We start from the raw sequence: 21791 nt of genomic DNA, 5'->3' as shown, positions 1-21791 counted from the left end.
CCCATTCCCCATTCCCCATTCCCCATTTCTGTATTTAATTTTTAAATACAACTAATAATCCACTGGAAAAATTAGCGATTTACACTTAGAATTATTAGAGTCGGTAAAAAATTGTAAACTAGATTGACAATCTAGTTAATTTTCTGCCTATAGGCGGCTATAAAATGCACCTCTATAGGTAAGCATGTACTTATAAAATTTTGGAGATTTGCTCTAATGACCATCGCAGTTGGACGCGCCCCCAGTAGAGGGTGGTTTGACGTATTAGACGACTGGTTGAAGCGCGATCGCTTCGTGTTCGTAGGCTGGTCAGGGATCTTACTATTCCCCTGCGCTTTCCTAGCATTAGGCGGTTGGCTAACCGGTACAACATTCGTCACCTCTTGGTACACCCACGGGTTAGCGTCATCATACTTAGAAGGCTGTAACTTTTTAACAGTAGCAGTATCATCACCCGCGGACAGCATGGGTCACTCATTGCTGTTGCTGTGGGGCCCAGAAGCTCAAGGCGACTTCACTCGTTGGTGTCAATTGGGCGGATTGTGGCCATTCGTAGCCCTACACGGAGCCTTTGCTTTAATCGGCTTCATGTTGCGGCAATTTGAAATTGCCCGTCTAGTAGGCATCCGTCCATACAACGCTTTGGCATTCTCTGCTCCCATTGCAGTATTTGTCAGCGTCTTCTTGATGTACCCCTTGGGACAATCTTCTTGGTTCTTTGCACCCAGCTTCGGAGTAGCAGCGATTTTCCGCTTCTTGCTGTTCCTACAAGGGTTCCACAACTGGACACTCAACCCCTTCCACATGATGGGTGTAGCTGGGGTATTGGGTGGTGCGCTGTTGTGTGCGATTCACGGTGCAACCGTAGAAAACACTTTGTTTGAAGACGGTGAAGGCTCCAACACCTTCCGCGCTTTCAATCCTACCCAGTCCGAAGAAACCTACTCCATGGTGACAGCAAACCGTTTCTGGTCACAGATTTTCGGTATTGCTTTCTCCAACAAGCGTTGGCTGCACTTCTTCATGTTGTTTGTGCCAGTTACAGGCTTGTGGATGGCGTCTGTAGGTATTGTCGGTTTGGCACTCAACCTACGGGCGTATGACTTCGTGTCCCAAGAATTGCGGGCAGCAGAAGACCCAGAATTTGAAACCTTCTATACCAAAAACATTTTGCTGAACGAGGGTATCCGCGCTTGGATGGCTCCTCAAGACCAGCCTCACGAACAATTTGTATTCCCTGAAGAGGTACTACCACGTGGTAACGCTCTCTAAGGCTTAATTAACTAGGATTTCATCATTGATGATTCTCCAGTGATCCTCCGCAATTTAGCGGAGGATTTTCTATTTTTAGTCAATTGTTCTAAATATCAAATAAAGTGTGTTATATTGATTCAAGGTCAACAACCCGGAGTCAAAATACTCCGCCTTTTTGAAACTAAGACCGCTTAGGCAACAAGGAGGTGATGCCCATGATAGAAAGTAGTAAAAGCATGGGTCATCAGGTTGCAGTTAGCCGGCTGTGCGCCGGGGCTGTTCTCTAGAAGTTAGCCTTAGTTATCCTTGAGATACTAAGTTAGCTCAATTAGCTAGGCTAAAGCTCGGAGTTCCTTCCGGCAGTCTGGTTGCAACCTGAAGACCCGCTAGACCGCTCTGATTTAGATCAACTGATCCAAATCAGAGCGGATAGTTTTTATGGGTAACTTTAGTTTTAAAACAAAGATTCTGTGGTATGGCGCAACTACTGAGTGATGCACAAATTCAAGAACAGACCAGCAGTCTTTCAGGTTGGACAGTAGAAGGATCTAAGTTACAGACTACTCGCAAATTCCCAGACTTTATTGCAGCAATTGAATTTGTTAATAAGCTGGTGGAACCTGCCGAAGCAGCAGGACATCATCCAGATATAGAGATTTCTTATAACAAAGTGAAAATTTCACTGACTACTCATGACGCAGGTGGGTTGACACAAAAGGACTTTGATGTAGCAGCGGTAATTTCGCAAATCAATTAAAAGATTTATTGTAATCAGCTGTCATTATCTGTGTTTTCCCTAGTTGAAATGGATAAGGACTAATAAGTACCTGAAAACCTAGTCCTACTTGAAATATGTAGGTGATTCCATGTGACAGTTAATCAGGCGATCGCTGCTATATTGCCATCTGCTTTAAATGCTTTATAATGATATGCTATAAAGCTATGTTTTTGCATAAGATAATCACATGGATTTTTAACATGAAATTAATCGGTTATTAGCTTTGCAAAAACTAAAATTGTAATAGTAGCAGCTAGCGCTCATTGATAGATTTCAACATGATGTCGCATTCGTGAGAATAGGTGCAGCAAAAACAATTATCTATACAAGGTGTGAGGAGAAAAGGAAAAATGTCTAATCTATTGTGGAAAACCCTAGCGGTTAGCCCAGCAGTTTTGGGAGCAACGTTACTAGTTTCAGCAACAGCAATGGCGGCTCCAAATGCCACCAAGGAAGTAGCAGCAGCTGAAAAAACAGCCGCAACAGAAGTTGCCCAAACACCACAAATTTTGGCTCAAGCAGCTCCAGCATCCAACGACGCCGCAGTTTTAGATCAAGTTAACCGTTACAGCAAGGAAGGCACACAAAACAATTCTGTGTCTCAAGTCACATCAGTGTCTCAGTTCTCCGATGTGCAACCAACAGATTGGGCATTCCAAGCATTGCAGTCCTTGGTTGAGCGTTATGGTTGTATTGCAGGGTATCCCAGTGGCGTCTACCGTGGGAACCGTGCTTTGACCCGTTACGAATTTGCTGCTGGTTTAAATGCTTGTTTGGATCGGGTTAACGAATTGATTGCCACAGCCACAGCCGACTTGGTAACTAAACAAGACTTAGCAACTTTACAGCGGTTACAAGAAGAATTTTCCGCAGAACTAGCAACACTACGCGGTCGTGTAGATTCTTTAGAAGCTCGTACTGCTGAATTGGAAGCAAACCAGTTCTCGACTACCACCAAACTAGTCGGTGAAGCTGTTTTTGCAGTGACTGACGCCTTTGGCAGTGACACAGGTGACACCAACAATACCGTCTTCCAAGACAGAGTTCGTCTAGGTTTGCAAACCAGCTTCACTGGTAGAGACGTGTTGACCACCCGTCTGGCTGCTAGTAATACAACTCCCTTTAACATCCAAGACGGTGCTGGCGGTCAGATCAACACCGCTGCTGATGGCGAAGGCTTACAAACATTTCAAGTCAATGGTGGCTCAACCAACAACAGCATCAAGATAGACAGGTTGACCTATGAAGTTCCCATTGGCCCAGCCCAAGTTTACCTTGCTGCGGCTGGCGGACAACACAGTCAATATGCTGCTGTTAACAACCCCTACTTCTTTGACAAAACTGACGGCGGTAATGGCGCGTTGTCTACCTTCTCTTCAGAAAACCCCATCTACCGTATTGGTGGCGGTGCTGGTCTAGCGCTGAATATACCATTTGGTCAAGGCGGCGGTATCCTCAGACCAAGCTCTCTCACCGTAGGTTACTTGGCATCAGAAGCTAATAATCCTGCTGATGGTGCAGGTTTGTTCGATGGTAACTATGCTGCATTAGGACAGTTGAACTTTAGTGTTGGCGATCGCATCGCCTTAGCTGCAACCTACGTCCACGGATACAATGGTCAAGGTAGTTCTCTATTTGATGCAGGTGGTTTCAATGGTAATAACCTTCCTCTAGTAGGTACTGAAGCAGCTAATAGGCTGGATACCCCAACTTCAAGTAATTCTTACGGTATATCCGCAGCATTCCGACCCAGCGACAAATTGTCAATTAGTGGCTTCGTATCTTACCATGATGTCACCCCCTCAGGTTCTGGTAACGACTATGAAGCTTGGTCTTACGGTGCTGGTGTAGCTTTACCTGATTTTGGTAAGAAGGGTAACGTATTAGGTATTTTTGCTGGTGCAGTTCCCTATGCTCTTAACCGTCCAGGCTTTACCGGCAGAAATGGTGGAGATGTACCATACCAAATTGAAGGCTTCTACAAGTATCGCGTATCTGATAACGTTTCAATCACCCCAGGCGTTATCTACTTGACTTCTCCTGGTCAAAACAGCGATAACGATGATGCAATTATTGGTACCCTCAGAACAACCTTTACCTTCTAGAGCCTTACAACTCACTTAACAATTTTAAGCTTAATTCCTCCCCGCCTGATGGCGGGGCTTTTTATTTTTGATAGAAATCATAAAAAACCCCAGTAAAGAACCGGAGTATACTAGAAAAGTTAGGAGTTAGAAGTTAAGAGTTAAGAGTTAATAGTGCTGAGTTAAGAATTAGAAACTTCTAACTTTCCCAGGAGTGACTTTTTCTAAGCGAGTTTTTTATAAATTTAACAGTATAAAATAGCACGCATTCACAACCTAATTTTTAACTTCTAACTCCTAACTCCTAACTTATTACTTAATTACTTATTACTGCCTGTGGAACTATCATGTAAATCTGAATACGCTCTTCTTGCCTTGTTAGAGATGGGGACTCATTACGAAAGCGGCGAACCGATGCAAATTCGACAAATTGCCGCACAACAAAATATACCTGATCGCTATCTCGAACAGCTACTGGCAACATTGAGGCGTGCGGGTATAGTTAAGAGTCAACGCGGCTCAAAAGGTGGTTACTTGTTATCGCGGGAACCTTGGAAAATCACCCTTTTACAAGTTATAGAATGTTTGGAAGGGTTAGATGTTAGGCCATGTGAGGAACCCATTAACCGCAAAAATTTAGATAGTGCTGTTGTGGATGAAATCTGGCTAGAAGCTTGTCAGGCAGCAAATTCAGTGTTGCAAAAATACACGCTTCAGGATTTGTGTGAAAAACGAAATTCCCGACAGCAGTTAGATGTTATGTACTACATTTAGTACTTTGTCAGTTGTCAGTTGTCAGTTGTCAGTTGTCAGTTGTTCAATGACTACTGTTGACTGTTGACTAATTCCTATTAACTAAGGAGTAATTATGCGGATTGCTCGTAATATTACAGAACTTGTTGGTCGTACACCTTTGGTGCAATTGAGCCGTATCCCTCAAGAAGAAGGATGTGTGGCTGAGATTGTCGTGAAACTGGAAAGCATGAACCCATCGGCATCAGTTAAAGACCGGATTGGGGTAAGCATGATTAACGCCGCAGAAGAGGAGGGGTTAATCACTCCTAAAAAAACAGTATTAGTAGAACCGACCTCTGGCAATACAGGAATTGCTTTAGCAATGGCAGCTGCTGCTAAAGGTTATCGTTTAATTTTGACAATGCCAGAGACGATGAGTGGCGAACGACGAGCAATGTTACGAGCCTATGGAGCGGAACTAGAACTCACACCCGGAATCGAAGGCATGAGTGGGGCAATTCGACGGGCGCAGGAAATAGTGGACAATACGCCAGATGCCTATATGTTGCAACAATTCCGCAACCCAGCTAATGCACAAGTACATCGTGAAACCACAGCTGTTGAAATCTGGGAAGATACCGATGGTAAAGTTGACATGATTGTAGCAGGAGTTGGTACAGGTGGTACGATCACAGGTGTAGCAGAAGTGATTAAAGCACGCAAGCCGAGCTTTAAGGCGATCGCAGTCGAACCAGCCAATAGCCCAGTTTTATCTGGGGGACGACCGGGGCCGCACAAAATCCAGGGAATTGGCGCTGGCTTTATTCCCCAAGTGCTAAATATGAAAATGATCGATGAAGTGATTAGCGTCACCGATGAAGAAGCGATCGCTTACAGTCGGCGTTTGGCAAGAGAAGAAGGACTACTATCTGGTATTTCTACCGGAGCAGCTTTATGTGCCGCCATTCGCGTTGCCCAACGCAAAGAAAATCAGGGATGCTTAATTGTGATGATTCAACCCAGTTTTGGAGAAAGGTATTTGAGTACACCGTTGTTCCAAGACCTGGAAGCAAAGGTAGCCGCTAGCGTCAGCTAACGATAAATTTGGATGAATGGTCGATTCTAAACAAAATTTTAACCACTACGACACACTCAAAGTTAGTCCCAATGCCAGCCAAGCGGAGATCAAGCAAGCTTATCGCCGCTTGGTAAAATTATTTCATCCTGATAGCAATCAGGATACAGCGGATAACGAACAGATTATCAGGATTAATGCTGCATACGAAGTTTTAGGCGACAGTCAAAATCGCCATAGTTACGACCAACAACTGCGGAATGGCTCTAATAGATTAAATAGCGATCGCCGTCAACAACGTACAGCATCCGCTCAAAAGCATCACCAAGCAAGAAGGCAAACAGGAAAGGATGCAGACGAGCAAATCGAGGAATGGCTGCGGCGAGTTTATCAACCAGTCAACCGCTTGCTTTGTAACATTCTCTATTCCCTAGAAGAACAAATGGATGAATTAGCCGCCGATCCCTTTGACGATGAATTATTAGACCAATTTCAAGAATACTTAAAAACCTGTCGAGAAGACCTCAAGCAGGCACAAATTACTTTTCGTTCTCTACCAAATCCCCCCAGTCTGGCGAGAACAGCGGCTCATCTTTACTACAGCCTCAGTCAAGTAGGAGATGGATTGGATGAGTTGGGTTACTTTCCCTTAAACTACGATGAACGTTATTTACACACAGGTCAAGAAATGTTCCGCATAGCGACAAGATTGCACTGTGAAGCGCAGGCTTCGGTTAAGAGTTAGTTGTTAGTTGTCAGTTGTCAGTTGTTTTTATCCCCAATCTCCCCAATCTCCCCAATCTCCCCTGCACCCCTGCTCCCCATCTCCCCTGCACCCCTGCCAACTCAGGACACCGCTAGAATAGTACTCTAAATAAGGATTATGCCAAAATAGTGATATGACTTCTGCTACTACCGTTAAAACCAAGTACGAAGCGATTATTGGTTTAGAAACCCATTGTCAGCTGAGTACCAATACTAAGATTTTCTCCAACAGTTCCACAGCATTCGGTGCTGACCCGAATACTAATATTGACCCGGTGTGTATGGGTTTACCTGGGGTTTTACCTGTACTGAACCAAAAAGTACTAGAGTATGCTGTCAAGGCGGGTTTGGCGCTGAATTGCCAAATCGCTAAATATAGCAAATTTGACCGTAAACAGTATTTTTATCCTGATTTACCCAAAAACTACCAAATTTCTCAATATGACCTACCGATTGCGGAACATGGCTGGTTAGAAATTGAGTTAGTCGATGCTGATGGTAATCCTGTTCGCAAACGCATTGGGATCACGCGTTTGCACATGGAAGAGGATGCAGGCAAACTTGTCCACGCAGGTAGCGATCGCTTGTCTGGTTCTACTTATTCTTTGGTAGACTACAACCGCGCAGGTGTACCGCTGGTGGAAATTGTCTCAGAACCAGATTTGCGTTCCGGACAAGAAGCTGCTGAATATGCCGAAGAGTTACGCCGCATTGTCCGCTATATCGGTGTCAGTGATGGCAACATGCAAGAAGGTTCTCTGCGTTGTGATGTCAATATTTCTGTGCGTCCGGTGGGACAAAAAGAGTTTGGCACTAAGGTAGAAATTAAAAACATGAACTCGTTTAGTGCCATTCAACGAGCTATAGAGTACGAAATTGAACGGCAAATTGCAGCTATTGAAGCAGGCGAGCGTATTATACAAGAAACTCGGTTGTGGGAAGAAGGTTCGCAACGCACAATTAGTATGCGGGTTAAGGAAGGTTCTAGCGATTATCGCTATTTCCCCGAACCAGATTTAGCACCCATTGAGGTGTCAAGCGAACAATTAGATAAGTGGCGCAGTCAATTACCAGAATTACCAGCCCAAAAACGCCATCATTATGAAAGTGAATTGGGGCTTTCGCCTTATGATGCGCGGGTGTTGACAGAAGAGCGTGCCGTAGCTGAGTATTTTGAGGGAGCGATCGCAGCCGGAGCAAATCCGAAAGCTGCTGCTAACTGGATTACTCAAGATATTGCGGCATATCTCAATAAGCAAAAGCTTAATATTACTGAAATTGCGCTAACTCCTGCGAATCTGGCTGATGTGATCACTCGCATTGAAAAGGGTAAAATCAGTAACGCCCAAGCGAAAGAAAAGTTAGCAGATTTACTGACGGGGGTTTCTCCTGAAAAAGCTTTTGCTGGACAAGAGTTAATTACTGATCCTACGGTGTTGGAACCGATTATTGATGAAGTGATTGCTGCTAATCCCAAAGAATTAGAAAAGTATCGCAACGGTAATGTTAATCTCAAGGGTTTCTTTGTGGGACAAGTTCTGAAAAAGACTAGTAAACGTGCTGATCCGAAACTAACTAATGAGTTGGTGGAGAAGAAGCTGAATAGTTAGGGAAGTTGAAGAGATAAGTTATTTCGATTTCAGTTGTTGAATTTTGTGGGCAATTTTATGAATTGCCCATTTTTTTGTCTCACGCAAAGGCGCAGAGACGCAAAGGAAGAACGCAAAAATAAATAGGGTTTGCAGAAAGGACTGGGTAAAAATACTGAATAGAGGTCGTAAATGACTGGGGTTAAGTGTAGCTATGTTAAATAAAGTGTGTAAATTATTGCTTTACAAGTTAAAGTAGTGCTAAAGCAAATAGAAGCATTACAGTATGGATACTGATGAGTTAAAGTTCCTGTTAAAGTTATTAGGATTTCCCAATTATCGAGCAAGTCTGAGTGCTTTCAGCAGTACTAGAGGTAGGGACAAGATTTTGCAGAATTTAGGCGATCGCGAACTGGTAGACTATTCGCGTGAGGTTGCGGCAGTCAAGATTTTACCTGCTGGACAAGCGCTTTTGAAACTTGGCTCAGGCGAGTTACCTATCACAGAGAAAGAACTCAAGGTGCTGGAGAAGGTTAGTCAAGCTTCAGGTAAAATTACACCCAGCAACATCAAGATTTCATCGCTGAAAGCTGCTGATAAAGAGGCAATATTGAAAACCCTAACTGAACGGGGTTTGATTGAACCGGAAATCAAAAAAGCTAGGAATAAAGTTGAGGTTTGGCTGACTCAAAGAGGAGTTGAGTATTTACGGGATGATTATGATCCTCAAGGTAAGGCAAACATTACCCTAGATTTACTAAATAATTACTTGCGGTTTTTACGCAAAACCTTGCGGGTTCAGCCACAGACAATTTCTACTCCACTACCCAGCGTGAATATCACTGACGGAAAAATCAGTGATGAAGAAATTTTAGAAATTATTGAAAAACTAGACCGAGAATTAGGTACAGATAATTATTTACCCATTTTCCATCTACGGCAAAAGTTACAACCGCCTCTGTTAAGGGATGAATTAGATCAGGCTTTGTATCGTTTGCAAAAAGATGATCAGATTGATTTCAGTTCTCTATTAGATCCGACACCCTACACTACAGAACAAATTGATGCGGGAATTTCACAAAATGTAGGTGGTTCGCTGTTCTTTATCAGTGTGAACTAACAATACTTAGAGTCTTTTTGCCAAAATAACTTTGCTCATTCACTCTCATTAATTATGGCATCTATCAACGACATTATTAAACGCGAGGTTAATCCGTTTGACCTGGTAAATTTGAAAGTAGGTAATTTTTGGAGTCAACATCAAGAATTAGACTCTGTGGTTGAGTCTATTCATCAAGAGGCGATAACGGAAATTGAAGGATTTCTCAATTTAGTAATTAGAGATAACTGTAGTCGTACAGTTTTACTTGTGGGTGATTCTGGTTCTGGGAAAAGCTATATTTTAGGTAGACTAAAACGCACCTTTAACTCAAAAGCTTTTTTTGCTTATATAGGGCCTTGGGTCGATAATGATTATATGTGGCGTCATGTGCTACGTAATACAGTCGATAGTTTAATTCAAATACCAGATGGACAACAAGAGTCCCAGTTAATTCTGTGGCTGAAAAGCTTATCTGCTTTCACGAAAAGCAGTCTAAAAAAACGAATTTTTAATGAAAGTTTCTGGAAATTATTGTTAAATGACCGCCAAAAGTTTATTAAACATCTCAAGAGTAATTATCAACAAGTAAGTATTTACAATCCTGATGTATTTTTTGGAGTACTGTATGAACTCACAGATCCAGAGAATTATTCTATAGCTTGTGAGTGGTTAAGAGGAGATGATTTGAGTGAGGAATCAATGCAAGCTTTAAGAGTTAAACACTGTATTAATTCAGAGGATGCAGCTAAAAATATTTTAGCAAATTTTGGCAGAATTTCTATTGAAACTCAACCGATCGTCCTATGTTTTGACCAGGTTGAAACTTTGCCAAATTGGATTTCTAATCCTCAACCTATATTTAACATTAATACTACTATTCACAATGAGAATCTCAAAAATTTCTTAATTATCTTAACTATAGGTACAAGTTATTGGAAGCAGTGTTATCACAACATTCAACAATCAGATAGAGCTAGAATTGAGCGACAAGTATCATTAAAATATATCAATTTAAACCAAGCAGAAGCACTTTGGTCTTATCGATTAAAACCACTACATCAGGAAGCTGAATCTCAGCCTGATTCACCTATTTTTCCCTTAAAGAGACAATTGTTAGAGGAAAATTTTCCTGGTGGTAAAACTATGCCACGAAATGCTTTGATTCTTGGTAGATTGGAGTATCAAAAATATAAAGTTTCGCTTTTAGATGAAACTGTAGTGATTAATATACAAACACCAAGAGGAGAACAGTCAAAAAATGAAAGTAAGACGTTAGAGATTAAAATACCAAAAAAGGAAATTTCTAAACCTATTGATCCTCACGAAAGAGAAAAGGCTGAATTTCAATTAATTTGGCAGCAAGAGTATACAAAAATTCAGTCTAAGATAAGTAAAATATCTTTTTTAGCTGCACCTGACCTCATACGAATGCTTCAAGAAGCTTTAGAGATATCACAAGTAGATGCAATTAAACCTAAACTCATTCCTGGAGCATATGCAAGCTATTCTTTGAGTTATCAACAGCCGGGTAAGCGAGACAAAATAGGGGTAGTCTGGACAGAAGATGCAAGCATGAATGGCTTCTTCAATATAATGAATGCTTGCCAAAAAGTTATTCAGCAAAATCTATGCCAACGTTTGTACTTAATTCGCTTAGGAAGAGTGGGAGAACCAAAGCTCAAAGGTTATCAAATCTATCAACAGATTTTTACTGCTACTAATCATATCCATATTCGACCAAATTTAACTGCTGTTTACTATTTAGCAACTTACCATAGTTTGGTTAATTCTGCACTTGCTCAGGAATTAGTTATTGCAGGTAAGACTATTACTTTAAACAAGCTACAATCTTTAATGTGTGAATCAAAAATTTTGGATAATTGTATTTTATTGCAGGATTTAGGAATTGTTACAAAACAAAAACCTAACGAAGATAATGGAAATGGTAAAAAAGAAGATTTACGACCAGTTAAAGATTTTTTGTTAAATCTCATCAAAACTCAAGGCTTTATGGGAGTACCAACTTTAATTACACAGTCTTCTGTCCAGTTTCCTGCTGTTAAAGAAACTGATGTTAAACTCTTGATTAAACTATTGTGTGAAGAGAAGAAAGTAAAAATTATTAATCCAAAAGATAAATTGCAAGACCAATTAATTTGTTTTATCGCCTAATTATCCGTATTATCGGTTAATTTTACTCAATGCACTACCTTACAGAAGCAACAGAAATTAAAAGTTTAATATCTAAATTAGTAATAGCTAAAACGCTGTGGTTAGATACTGAAGTTGCTAATTGCTTTACTTCCTCACCAAAACTATCACTGATTCAGGTATTGGTTGAACCAATAGACTCAACAGATACATTTGCTTACATTCTTGACGTACTTAATCAATATGATTTGGCAACATATTTTATTAACCAAATCATGGTTAATCCTCAAATTGAAAAAGTCTTTCACAATGCTAGTTTTGACCTGAAGTATTTAGGAGGACAACTAGCTAAGAATGTCACCTGTACTTTACAGCTTGCCAGAAAAATTACTCGTCAACGCCTACAAGTTTCTAACTTAAAACTTAAAACCTTAGCAGCAGAACTCTGTCAATTTACCAATGTAGATGCAGAAGAAGGAAGAAGTGACTGGGGAAAGCGTCCTCTAAGTAATAAGCAGCTAAAATACGCTGCGATGGATACAGTTTATCTGGCTGCTGTGCATCGCCGCTTACTGGAAATTTCTAACCCCAATACTATAAATAATATTTTTGATATGTTAAAAAATAACTCAAAGCAGTCAACCAATAAATCTGAAAATTCATCTTTAACAGTTACTAAAGTCAGAGTTGCTTTTGAGTGTCCCCGTCTGTTCTACCTCAATCATCAGTTTGGGGACAAAGCCATATTTTTTCCACCAAATACTGCTGTAGGTGTTGGTAACGCTTTTCATCATTTAGCTGACGAATTTGTCAGCCTAGCTATTGCTGAACCACAATTTAAAAGTTGTTTTCAGCTAGCTGCATCAAATTTAAATGTAGAGGATATTTCCTCTAAAATGCAACAGTTATTTTATCAATTAAAATTTTATCCTTATTTGCAAGCAATAATTAAAAAAGATGCAAGCAAAGCATCAGCTTTACTCCAAGTTTGGCAAGGATTACAAGGACTAATCAAACGCTTTGTAGAATTACTGGTAATCAATAGGCGCTATTGCAGTGCAGAAACAGTTATTAGTAACACCTTTGTCTGTGAAGAACGTAGCATTGAATATTACTTTAATCTACCCGACGGAACACAGCAAAGGGTAGGAGGTGAATTTGATTGCTTAATCTTCAATTTTGAATTAAAGCGTCTTTGTGTAGTTGAATTTAAAACTTATCAGCCTGTAGATCCATCAGCGCAATTAGCCCAAATTGCGCTTTATAGTTATATGCTATGGCAAAATAAAAAGGTAGCTGTGGACTCAGCAGTTTACTGTGTTTTGCCAGAGTTTAAAGAATATCATTATTCTTGGGAACAGCTAGAAAATGCGGTGCATCAGTTGATTCCCTACAAACTACTACAGATGCAGCAATGGCTAACTTGGGAACCACCTCATCCCAACCCGCCACCACCAACAACTCAGCTTCATTTGTGCGAAATTTGTCCGCAGCAGCAAAAGTGTCAAACTTTTTTTGTTGATACCCGCGTCGAACCTCCCCAACCTCCTTTAGAAAGGGGTGAGGAATCTACAAAACCTAATTCGCCATCACCCGAAGCTGATGTCATCGGGGAAGAGTTAGCTGCTACTTTGCAATCTTTTAAAATCAAAGTTGATTATCAAGGCGCTGCTGTTGGGCCAGCTTTTATCCGAGTCAAATTGAAGCCACATCTCGGTGTGAGTGTTAATTCAATTCTGCGTTTGTCTAATGATTTACAAGTACAATTAGGCTTAGCTAATCCGCCTCTAATTGCACCGCAGGCTGGTTATGTCAGTATTGATTTACCTCGTTTGGATAGGCAAATTGCTAGTTTTGAAAAATATATTCAGCCACAATTTTTACCTCCAACCGCACCTGTCAAAATTGCAATTGGAGTTAATTTAGAGGGACAGTTGCTAGAGGCTGATTTATCTGATCCGAATACTTGTCACTTTTTGGTTGGTGGTACTACTGGTAGTGGTAAAAGTGAGTTTTTGCGATCGCTCCTCCTTAGTTTACTCTATCGCCACGCTCCACAAAACTTAAAAATCGCTCTGGTTGATCCCAAGCGAGTGACGTTTCCAGAGTTTGAACATATGCGTTGGTTATATTCATCGGTGGTTAAAGATAGCGATCGCGCTACCGAACTCATGGAAGAATTAGTCATAGAAATGGAGTCGCGTTACCAGCAGTTTGAAAAAGCTGGTTGTGCTGATTTAAGCACTTACAATCAACGTTCTTCCAAGCCTTTACCTCGTATTGTTTGCATATTTGATGAATATGCCGATTTTATGGCAGAAAAAGAAATCCGTATAATATTAGAACAAAGTATAAAGCGCTTGGGAGCAATGGCACGAGCAGCTGGTATTCATTTAATTATTGCTACTCAACGCCCAGAGGCAAAAGTTGTGACACCGATTATTCGCTCAAATTTACCAGGACGAGTTGCTTTACGAACTGCTAGCGAAGCAGATTCAAAAATTGTTTTGGGTGGTACACAAACAGCCGCTGCTTATCTGTTAGGCAAAGGTGATTTATTGTACCAAATCGGCGCTCAACTGCATCGCTTACAAAGTTTGTTAGCAATAAATATCCGCATACCGTCAACTTAGACTAACCCAAATTGCTATAATCTGATTGCCTGAATCGAGGAAGTAACGCTGATCAGCTTATTCAATATAATTAACTCATGAACATCCAACTTCAAGGAAAATACGAGCAATTTATACAAGCCCGAATTGCTACAGGGAGATATGAAAATGCTGAAGATGTGATTGTTAAAGCATTGAAATTGCTGGAGGAATGGGAAAAGGGCTATCAGGAATGGGAGGAAGAAACTAAGAAAAAACTGGCTGCTGGGCTTGCTTCTGTAGAACGAAAAGACGTAGTAGATGCTGAAGTGGTGATGACACGACTAGAGGAAAAATTACGTAAAGCCCGTGAAACTCAAGGATAATGGAATACTTTATTGCTAAGGAAGCAAGTGAAGATTTAGATGAGATTTTGGATTATTTTTTAGGTCGCAATATCAACGCTGGGGAAAGATTTATTCGAGAATTTAATAAGAAATGTCAAAACATAGCTCAATTCCCGAACATAGGACGAAGTTCTGCCCAGTTTGACCCCAAGCTGAGAGGAATACCGTTGGATGGCTACATTATTTTTTATCAAGTTTTTGAAGATAGTGTTGTAATTGTGCGGGTCGTTAGCGGTTATCGGAATTTAGAATCTATATTTGCAGATGTGGATGATGAGTAGATTTTAAGTTGTCAAAACAAAGTTTTGACTTCGACGCTTCCACGATAGTAAAGATGGGCTTGTAGACAATTTTACTTATACTATTTCCAAAAATATCTGCAACACATGAATCGCCTGTAGAGACGTTCCAGCGGAACGTCTCTACTAAATTAGGTATTTCGTGAAGTGGTATCAAATTCCGCATCTATACTTTTGCGCCAGTTCCATCAGTCCTGACTCTTTGAGGTTCCGGAAAATATTAAATTTAGTGGAAGTTTTAAATGTTTACTATGGGTGTACGCTACCTAGATGGGAATGCGTCATCAGAGGAATGAACCAATGGGATATGTAATTGCTACTGCAAATATGAAAGGTGGTGTCGGCAAAACTACCATCACTGTTAATTTAGCTACTTGTTTGGCAAAAAATCACGGGAAACGGGTGCTGGTGCTTGATTTAGATAGCCAAATTAGTGCCACGCTGAGTCTGATGTCGCCTTTGGAGTTTGCTAAGCGTCGCAAACAAAGTAAGACGTTTAGATATTTGATAGATGAAGTTATTATTCCTGGGACACAAGGTCAAATGACGATTCAGGAGATTATCGAATCTCAGATTTGTAATCTTCCGGGGTTGAATTTATTGCCGGGTGATATCGACTTGTATGATGAATTTGTGGTGTCAGAAATGCTGCATCAACAAGCCACTGCTTTGGGTGAACAGGATTTTGAAACTGTTTGGAATCGGTTTGAAAGAGTTTTGATAAATAATATCTTGAAACCTGTTCGCGAAGAGTATGATTTTATTCTTTTAGATTGTGCGCCTGGCTATAATCTTTTAACTCGTAGTGCTTTGGCTGCTAGTGATTTCTACATCCTGCCGGCAAAACCTGAACCTTTATCTATAGTGGGTATTCAATTGCTAGAAAGACGCATTGCACGATTAAAAGACAGTCATGAACAAGAAGCGAAGATAGATATCAAAATGTTGGGAATTGTATTTAGTATGGCTAGTTCTAATTTGTTAAATGGCAGATACTACAAACAAGTGATGCACCGTGTTGTTGAAGATTTTGGTGTGGAAAAAATTTGTAAGGCACAGATACCGGTTGATGTAAATGTTGCTAAGGCTGTTGATAGTTTTATGCCTGTTGTTTTAAATGCTCCTCAATCAGCCGGTTCTAAAGCTTTTAATCAGTTAACTCAAGAGTTGTTACAAAAACTTTAATACAGTTAGGAGTTGGGAGTTAGGAGTTAAGAGTTGGGAGTTAGGAGTTATACCAAGTCCGGTTAATTAGTTATGATTCTCAGAGTAATTGACCCCACCCTCAACCTCTCCCCGTGAACCTATCCATTAGTTACATCTTTCTTTACAATCTTGAAACCCTTGTTTTATAACCATCCTATCAACTGAGGGATTAGACATACTTGACAAATTCGCGCTTATTATTCTCGCTAAAACTGCGTTTTTATTGAGAATTAACGACGAACTAATAAGGGTTAGAAAAAAAGTGAGTGAATACTCTCACAAATGTTGAGAAAGATCCGGGTAATGGATAGCCCCGTGAACGGGGAGGTGAGCAAAAGCGTAGCTTTAGCGGGGTGGGGTTGAGTGGGTTTAATAAGTAATCAAGCAGACTTGATATGAAGAGTTATGAATTGTTAATTATGAATTTTTAACTCATAACTCCTAACTCCTAACTCCTAACTCATAACTCCTAACTCCTAACTCCTAACTCATAACTCCTAACTCCTAACTTTTAAAACTCGCCTGCTAAGGCTGCAACGCAGCGTTCGCAAATTAAAGGATGCTCTGCTGATTCTCCCACATGGGTGGAGTAGTTCCAGCAGCGATCGCATTTTTCCCCTTCTGCATTCACTACCCCAATTCCCCAACTGTCTGACTGCAAGTTGTATTTAACTTCTTGCAGTTTTTCAGCAGAATCTAATAATTCTACTTGGGAGGTGAGGAATAAATAGCGGAGTTCATCGATACCGTTACCTTTGTCTGGATTCAGGGCTTTTACTGAGGTGCGTAACTGCTCATCATTTATATAGAGCAGCACTTTTGCTTCCAGTGAAGAACCAATTAACTTTTCTATTCTGGCTTGTTCTAATACCTTGTTAACCTCAGTACGAATTTGCCGGACTTGTTGCCAAAATTCCGCTAACTCTGGATTATGCCATTTTTCCTCAAGCTGCACCCAACCGGACTCAAACACCGATTTGTATGGTGTTTTATAAGGCAGATATTGCCAGATATCCTCCGCCATGTGACACAACACAGGTGCGATCGCTCGTGCTAAATTTTCTAAAGCTATCTTCAGCACAGTTTGACAACTGCGGCGGCGGAAAGCATCAACTGCACTGATGTACAATCTATCTTTGGCAACGTCTAAATAAAAGTTGGATAAATCCACCACACAGAAATTCTGCACTGTTTGGAAAAAGCGGAAGAATTGGAAACTGTCAAAGGCTTCCGTCACTTCTTCAAACACTTCTTTGATGCGGTGCAGCATGTATTTATCGAGTTCTGGCAATTCCTCGAAAGGTACTGTATCCTTTTCGGGGTCGAAATCATGCAAGCTACCCAACAAGAACCGCGCTGTATTGCGAATCTTGCCTCTGATATCGTTTAATTGCTTGATGATGTTGCTACCCAAACGCATGTCGGAGGTATAATCTACAGAAGACACCCACAACCGCAACACATCTGCACCATAGGCGGGTTCTTTTTTCTGGTCTTTACCGCCAGAAATCACAATGGCTGGTTCAACGACATTCCCCAGAGATTTACTCATCTTGCGCCCTTGTTCGTCCAAAGTAAAACCGTGAGTTAACACAGTTTTGTAAGGGGCAATGCCATTTACCGCTACACTGGTGAGCAAACTAGACTGGAACCAACCGCGATGTTGGTCGGAACCTTCCAAATAAATATCGGCGGGATAGCGTAACTCTGGACGTTGCTTAACTACAGCTGCCCAAGATGAGCCAGAATCGAACCACACATCCATTGTATCTGTACCTCTGCGGTAAGACCGACCGTTATGGCGATAGGATTCTGGTAATAATTCTTCTGTTGAAAGTTCCCACCAAGCATCGGAACCTTTTTCGGCGATAATTCCTTGCACATGGGCAATAGTTTCCGCATTTAGTAGCGGTTCTCCCGTTGCTTCATCGTAGAATACAGGAATCGGTACACCCCAAACCCGTTGACGAGAGATACACCAATCAGAACGTTCCGCCACCATTGGCGTGATGCGATTTTCACCTTGGGCTGGAAACCATTTTACAGTAGCGATCGCTTTTAAAGCTTCTTCCCGAAATCCCTCCACCGAAGCAAACCATTGTTCAGTAGCGCGGAAAATCGTTGGCTTTTTCGTCCGCCAGTCGTAGGGGTACTTGTGTTGATAAGGTTCTTCCTTCAACAGCGAACCCTCTTCAGTAAGTGCATCAATTACCGCTTGATTTCCATCACCCAACACATTCAACCCAGCAAACCGTCCCGCCTCCTGAGTAAAATCGCCATTGTCATCCACAGGCGCAAGGATAGACAAACCGTAACGCTGACCCACAATGTAATCTTCTTGACCATGACCTGGAGCAGTATGTACCAACCCAGTACCAGACTCAGTAGTGATATAATCACCACCAACTACCACCGGACTTTCACGGTCATACAAAGGATGAAGATAAGTGATATGTTCTAAATCCTTACCCTTGAAAGTAGCTTTGACACCTAACTCAACCCCCAGAGTAGCAGATAACCTCTCCACCAACTCAGCCGCCACAATCAAGTACTTAAAACTACTCCGCGCCTCTGCGTCTCTGCGTGAGATTTCCACCACCGCATAATCAAGGTCAGCATTCACCGCCACCGCCAAATTCCCTGGAATAGTCCAAGGCGTAGTCGTCCAGATAGCCACAGCCAAATCTGGCAAATACTCCGCCAACAGAGGCTTCACCGCCTCAGAAAGACTCGTCACCGCAAAAGCAGCATAAATACTCCGGGAAGTGTGACCTTCAGGATATTCCAACTCAGCTTCCGCCAAAGCCGTTTTAGAACTGGGACTCCAGTGAACAGGCTTTAAACCGCGATAGATATAACCTTTTAACACCATTTGCCCGAATACGCCAATTTGCGCCGCTTCGTATTCCGGCTTTAGTGTTAAATAAGGATTATCCCAATCACCCCAAACACCAAAGCGTTTAAAGCCTTGACGCTGGTCATTTACCGTCGCCAATGCAAATTCTTTGGCTTTTTGCCGCAGTTGTAAAGGTGTCAAGTTTTGCCGTTCTGCTGATTTCATGTTCTGCAAAACTTTCAATTCAATTGGCAAACCATGACAGTCCCAACCAGGAACATAGCGCACCTTACGCCCTTTTAGCAGTTGGTAGCGATTAATAATATCTTTGAGAATTTTATTTAAAGCATGACCAAGATGAAGTGAGCCATTTGCGTAGGGAGGCCCATCGTGCAGTATAAATAATTCGCCTGGATTTTCTTGGGACAGGCGATCGTAAATTTGATTTTCTTCCCAAAACTTCTGGATTTCGGGTTCGCGCTTGATGGCGTTCGCCCGCATATCAAAGCTAGTCTTAGGTAAATTTACAGTATCTTTGTAGCTTCCTGTTTCTGTCACGGTGCTAATGTTAGGGAATATAGAAGTCTGATTCTCACTATTATCTGTGAGAATTTCCAATGTCTTCAACTTGATTGCGTTTCTAGTCGCAATTTCAGTCTTTTCGGCTTTGCTGATTAATGGGATGAATTTTGTTTCACGCAAAGGCGCAAAGGCGCAAAGGCTCGAAAAATTAATCTTTCACTTTGGTTAAGCATCTAAATTCATCCCGCATTTATGCAACGCCGTCTTTTCAATGGTAATGCATCCCACTCATCTCAGTTTGTTGAGGATGTGGTGGGATGCTGCTTTTGTAGCATATTGTAGCATAAAATCTGATGCAATGTTTTTTTGTGCTGGTAATCTTGCCGATAATTAGAGTTTTGTAAAGAAGATTGAAGCTGACTTTATTTACGTCGCGCTTGACTTTATTTACGTCGCCCTTGACTTTATTTACGTCGTGCTTGACTTTATTTACGTCGTCCTTGACTTGATTTACGTCGCGCTTGACTTTATGTACGTCGTCCTTGACTTGATTTACGTCGCGCTTGACTTGATTTACATCTATCAGAACTTTGTGATTTGGCAATTTTTGATCAGGTGTGTTGCGATCGCTTGCAAATTCAGCCTTAAAATCAGATAAATCGGATAACTGTTCGACTTTGCAGCCTACCAAGCTATCCGACTCGGTTTGATATTTGGAGGCTTCATCAACCTCACTGGATTAAGCCTGGACTCTTTTTTGGTACTCCCGATAAATTCCCATTTACCAGTTCTGACACAAAAGAGTACTGCGCCGCACCACCACAACCCGAAAACCCACGTTGTTGTTCCTATTGTCACGCGCGTTATAGTTGCGGTTCGCCGAGCGGCAATTCCTCGGATTGTTGTTCCACGAACCACCACGCAGCAGTCGGTATCGCTTAACCCATTTTTCAATTTAACACGGTAAGTCACACAATAAACTGCTAAATATTTGCTGGCGTAATTGCCATGTATCACCATGCTTTAAATGGGCAACCCAACTCTGTATTGATTGGGCTAATTTTTGGGGTTCAATTTTGCCTTCATGACAGTCTAAGAGCATTTGCCGTAATCTTTTTCTAGCCATACGTAGATTGTCACTGCGTATACGAATCTGGTTTGGTAAGATGCGAAATCCGACAAAATTAGCTCCGTGTTTTGTTTCAAATAATTGGCTTTTTATCGGATGAATTTTCAGTCTTAAACTGCTCAGATATTCTTCTATTTTATTTTTGGCAGCTTCTAAAAACACTTGATCATTTGAAAATAAGGCAAAATCGTCAACATAACGAATATATCGAGATGCTTTAATTTGTTCTTTAATAAAATGATCAAAGTTATTGAGATACACATTAGCAAAGAATTGACTGGTTAGATTACCGATTGGTAAGCCACATCGTCTTTGCAAGGGCGTTAGTAAATCATCCAGTGGAAAGTAGTTAAGGACTGGTTCTTGGGGATTGCTATGATCAATAATAGTGTTAATCAGCCAGAGTGTATCTGGACATTTTATTTTTCGATATATGATTGATTTCAAAATTTCATGGTCGATACTAGGAAAATATTTACGAATATCAGCTTGCAAAACATAACGACTCGAACGGCAAAATTTAGTAAAGCGGTGCAAGGCGCGATGAGAGCCAAAACCAACACGATTGGCGTAGGAGTCACTAATAAATGTGCGTTCAAATATGGGAACAAGTATATTACACAGAGCATGATGTACAACTCTGTCACGATAAGGAGCCGCTGAAATCATTCGCGGTTTGGGTTCATAAATTTGAAATGTGGTGTATGTTCCTGGACAGTATCTTTTTGACTGTAATTCTTCTTGTAGTTGAAATAGCTCTTTTTCTAGATTGTAGTTGAACACTAAAACATTGTCTCGGAAACGTTTACCCCGTTGTGCTTGTTGAGCAGCTGATAGTAAATTATTAAATGCTATAATTTCATTCCAAAGGTTGCCATATCTTTTCATCCATTCGTCTGTTTTTTTTGTTGTTTTATCCATCCACCCAAATCGTTACCAATATCATTTAACAGCTTTTGGGCATATTCATAACGCTCAGTTTTAATTAAGTTAAAATCTAAAAGTAGGCGAGTTTGATAACGCAAGATGTCTAGCCTACTATTCAAAGATTCTAATTGAGTTAGTTTATGTTTAGCGTACCGTGCTGTGATGAGAATATCTAGTACTTCGTATAGTTCTGTAATAATGCGATTACCTAGTAAAAACCTATGATTTCTGGGAAGGCGGTTTAAAATTGGCACGTACCACTTGATTAAATCGTAAGTTTTTTGTATGATGGGTAAATCACTCATCCGATGAAAAATAAAAAATATTTGATCGCGCGAAGC

General features: G+C 41.0%; 18 protein-coding genes. 13 read left to right on the top strand and 5 right to left on the bottom strand.

Annotated features, from left to right (window positions below; genetic code table 11):
• Nucleotides 1-216 precede the first annotated feature (216 nt).
• The 13 genes from psbD to I8748_RS18045 all read left to right on the top strand — a co-directional run bounded on the left by psbD (nucleotide 217) and on the right by I8748_RS18045 (nucleotide 16015).
• On the top strand, nucleotides 217-1272 hold the full coding sequence (gene psbD, locus I8748_RS18105) for a photosystem II D2 protein (photosystem q(a) protein) (protein WP_198125954.1): 1056 nt from the start codon (nucleotides 217-219) through the stop codon (nucleotides 1270-1272).
• 457 nt (nucleotides 1273-1729) lie between these two features.
• A complete protein-coding gene (locus tag I8748_RS18100) occupies nucleotides 1730-2011 on the top strand; it encodes a 4a-hydroxytetrahydrobiopterin dehydratase (protein ID WP_198125953.1) in 282 nt (93 codons plus the stop codon).
• A 371-nt stretch (nucleotides 2012-2382) separates the two neighbouring features.
• A complete protein-coding gene (locus tag I8748_RS18095) occupies nucleotides 2383-4137 on the top strand; it encodes an iron uptake porin (RefSeq protein ID WP_198125952.1) in 1755 nt (584 codons plus the stop codon).
• A 315-nt stretch (nucleotides 4138-4452) separates the two neighbouring features.
• On the top strand, nucleotides 4453-4890 hold the full coding sequence (locus I8748_RS18090; protein WP_198125951.1) for an RrF2 family transcriptional regulator: 438 nt from the start codon (nucleotides 4453-4455) through the stop codon (nucleotides 4888-4890).
• A 94-nt stretch (nucleotides 4891-4984) separates the two neighbouring features.
• Nucleotides 4985-5947, top strand: a complete 963-nt coding sequence (cysK, locus tag I8748_RS18085; protein ID WP_198125950.1) for a cysteine synthase A — start codon at nucleotides 4985-4987, stop codon at nucleotides 5945-5947.
• Nucleotides 5948-5963: 16 nt separating this feature from the next.
• Entirely contained in the window at nucleotides 5964-6671 is a 708-nt protein-coding gene (locus tag I8748_RS18080; RefSeq protein ID WP_198125949.1) for a J domain-containing protein, read from the top strand.
• A gap of 154 nt (nucleotides 6672-6825) precedes the next feature.
• Nucleotides 6826-8301, top strand: a complete 1476-nt coding sequence (gene gatB / locus I8748_RS18075; RefSeq protein ID WP_198125948.1) for an Asp-tRNA(Asn)/Glu-tRNA(Gln) amidotransferase subunit GatB — start codon at nucleotides 6826-6828, stop codon at nucleotides 8299-8301.
• A 265-nt stretch (nucleotides 8302-8566) separates the two neighbouring features.
• On the top strand, nucleotides 8567-9400 hold the full coding sequence (locus I8748_RS18070; RefSeq protein WP_198125947.1) for a transcription factor RcaD: 834 nt from the start codon (nucleotides 8567-8569) through the stop codon (nucleotides 9398-9400).
• 54 nt (nucleotides 9401-9454) lie between these two features.
• The gene (locus I8748_RS18065) at nucleotides 9455-11554 is read left to right on the top strand and encodes a P-loop NTPase family protein (protein ID WP_198125946.1); all 2100 of its coding nucleotides are present in this window, start codon (nucleotides 9455-9457) and stop codon (nucleotides 11552-11554) included.
• Nucleotides 11555-11583: 29 nt separating this feature from the next.
• The gene (locus I8748_RS18060) at nucleotides 11584-14166 is read left to right on the top strand and encodes a DNA translocase FtsK (protein WP_198125945.1); all 2583 of its coding nucleotides are present in this window, start codon (nucleotides 11584-11586) and stop codon (nucleotides 14164-14166) included.
• Between the two features lie 77 nt (nucleotides 14167-14243).
• Nucleotides 14244-14510: a type II toxin-antitoxin system ParD family antitoxin gene (locus I8748_RS18055; protein WP_198125944.1), complete on the top strand. Its 267-nt coding sequence runs from the start codon at nucleotides 14244-14246 to the stop codon at nucleotides 14508-14510.
• Entirely contained in the window at nucleotides 14510-14812 is a 303-nt protein-coding gene (locus tag I8748_RS18050) for a type II toxin-antitoxin system RelE/ParE family toxin (protein WP_198125943.1), read from the top strand. Before I8748_RS18055 ends, I8748_RS18050 begins: the two co-directional genes overlap by 1 nt.
• 318 nt (nucleotides 14813-15130) lie before the next feature.
• A complete protein-coding gene (locus I8748_RS18045) occupies nucleotides 15131-16015 on the top strand; it encodes a ParA family protein (protein ID WP_198125942.1) in 885 nt (294 codons plus the stop codon).
• 532 nt (nucleotides 16016-16547) lie between these two features.
• Here I8748_RS18045 and ileS read toward each other — a convergent pair.
• The 5 genes from ileS to avd form a co-directional block, all read right to left on the bottom strand.
• Nucleotides 16548-19430 (bottom strand): isoleucine--tRNA ligase, encoded by a 2883-nt coding sequence (gene ileS, locus I8748_RS18040; protein WP_198125963.1) that lies wholly within the window; start codon nucleotides 19428-19430, stop codon nucleotides 16548-16550.
• A gap of 232 nt (nucleotides 19431-19662) precedes the next feature.
• Nucleotides 19663-20085: a hypothetical protein gene (locus I8748_RS18035; protein WP_198125941.1), complete on the bottom strand. Its 423-nt coding sequence runs from the start codon at nucleotides 20083-20085 to the stop codon at nucleotides 19663-19665.
• 90 nt (nucleotides 20086-20175) lie between these two features.
• Complete coding sequence (locus I8748_RS18030) at nucleotides 20176-20349, bottom strand: SUMF1/EgtB/PvdO family nonheme iron enzyme (protein WP_198125962.1); 174 nt, start codon at nucleotides 20347-20349, stop codon at nucleotides 20176-20178.
• The gene (locus tag I8748_RS18025; protein WP_198125961.1) at nucleotides 20350-21411 is read right to left on the bottom strand and encodes an RNA-directed DNA polymerase; all 1062 of its coding nucleotides are present in this window, start codon (nucleotides 21409-21411) and stop codon (nucleotides 20350-20352) included.
• Entirely contained in the window at nucleotides 21408-21755 is a 348-nt protein-coding gene (gene avd, locus I8748_RS18020; RefSeq protein WP_198125940.1) for a diversity-generating retroelement protein Avd, read from the bottom strand. The genes I8748_RS18025 and avd overlap by 4 nt, the downstream gene beginning before the upstream one ends.
• Between the last annotated feature and the right edge of the window lie 36 nt (nucleotides 21756-21791).

It is taken from the genome of Amazonocrinis nigriterrae CENA67, from assembly GCF_016056305.1.
Lineage (GTDB): Bacteria > Cyanobacteriota > Cyanobacteriia > Cyanobacteriales > Nostocaceae > Amazonocrinis > Amazonocrinis nigriterrae.
This window is presented reverse-complemented; position numbering and strand designations above follow the sequence as displayed.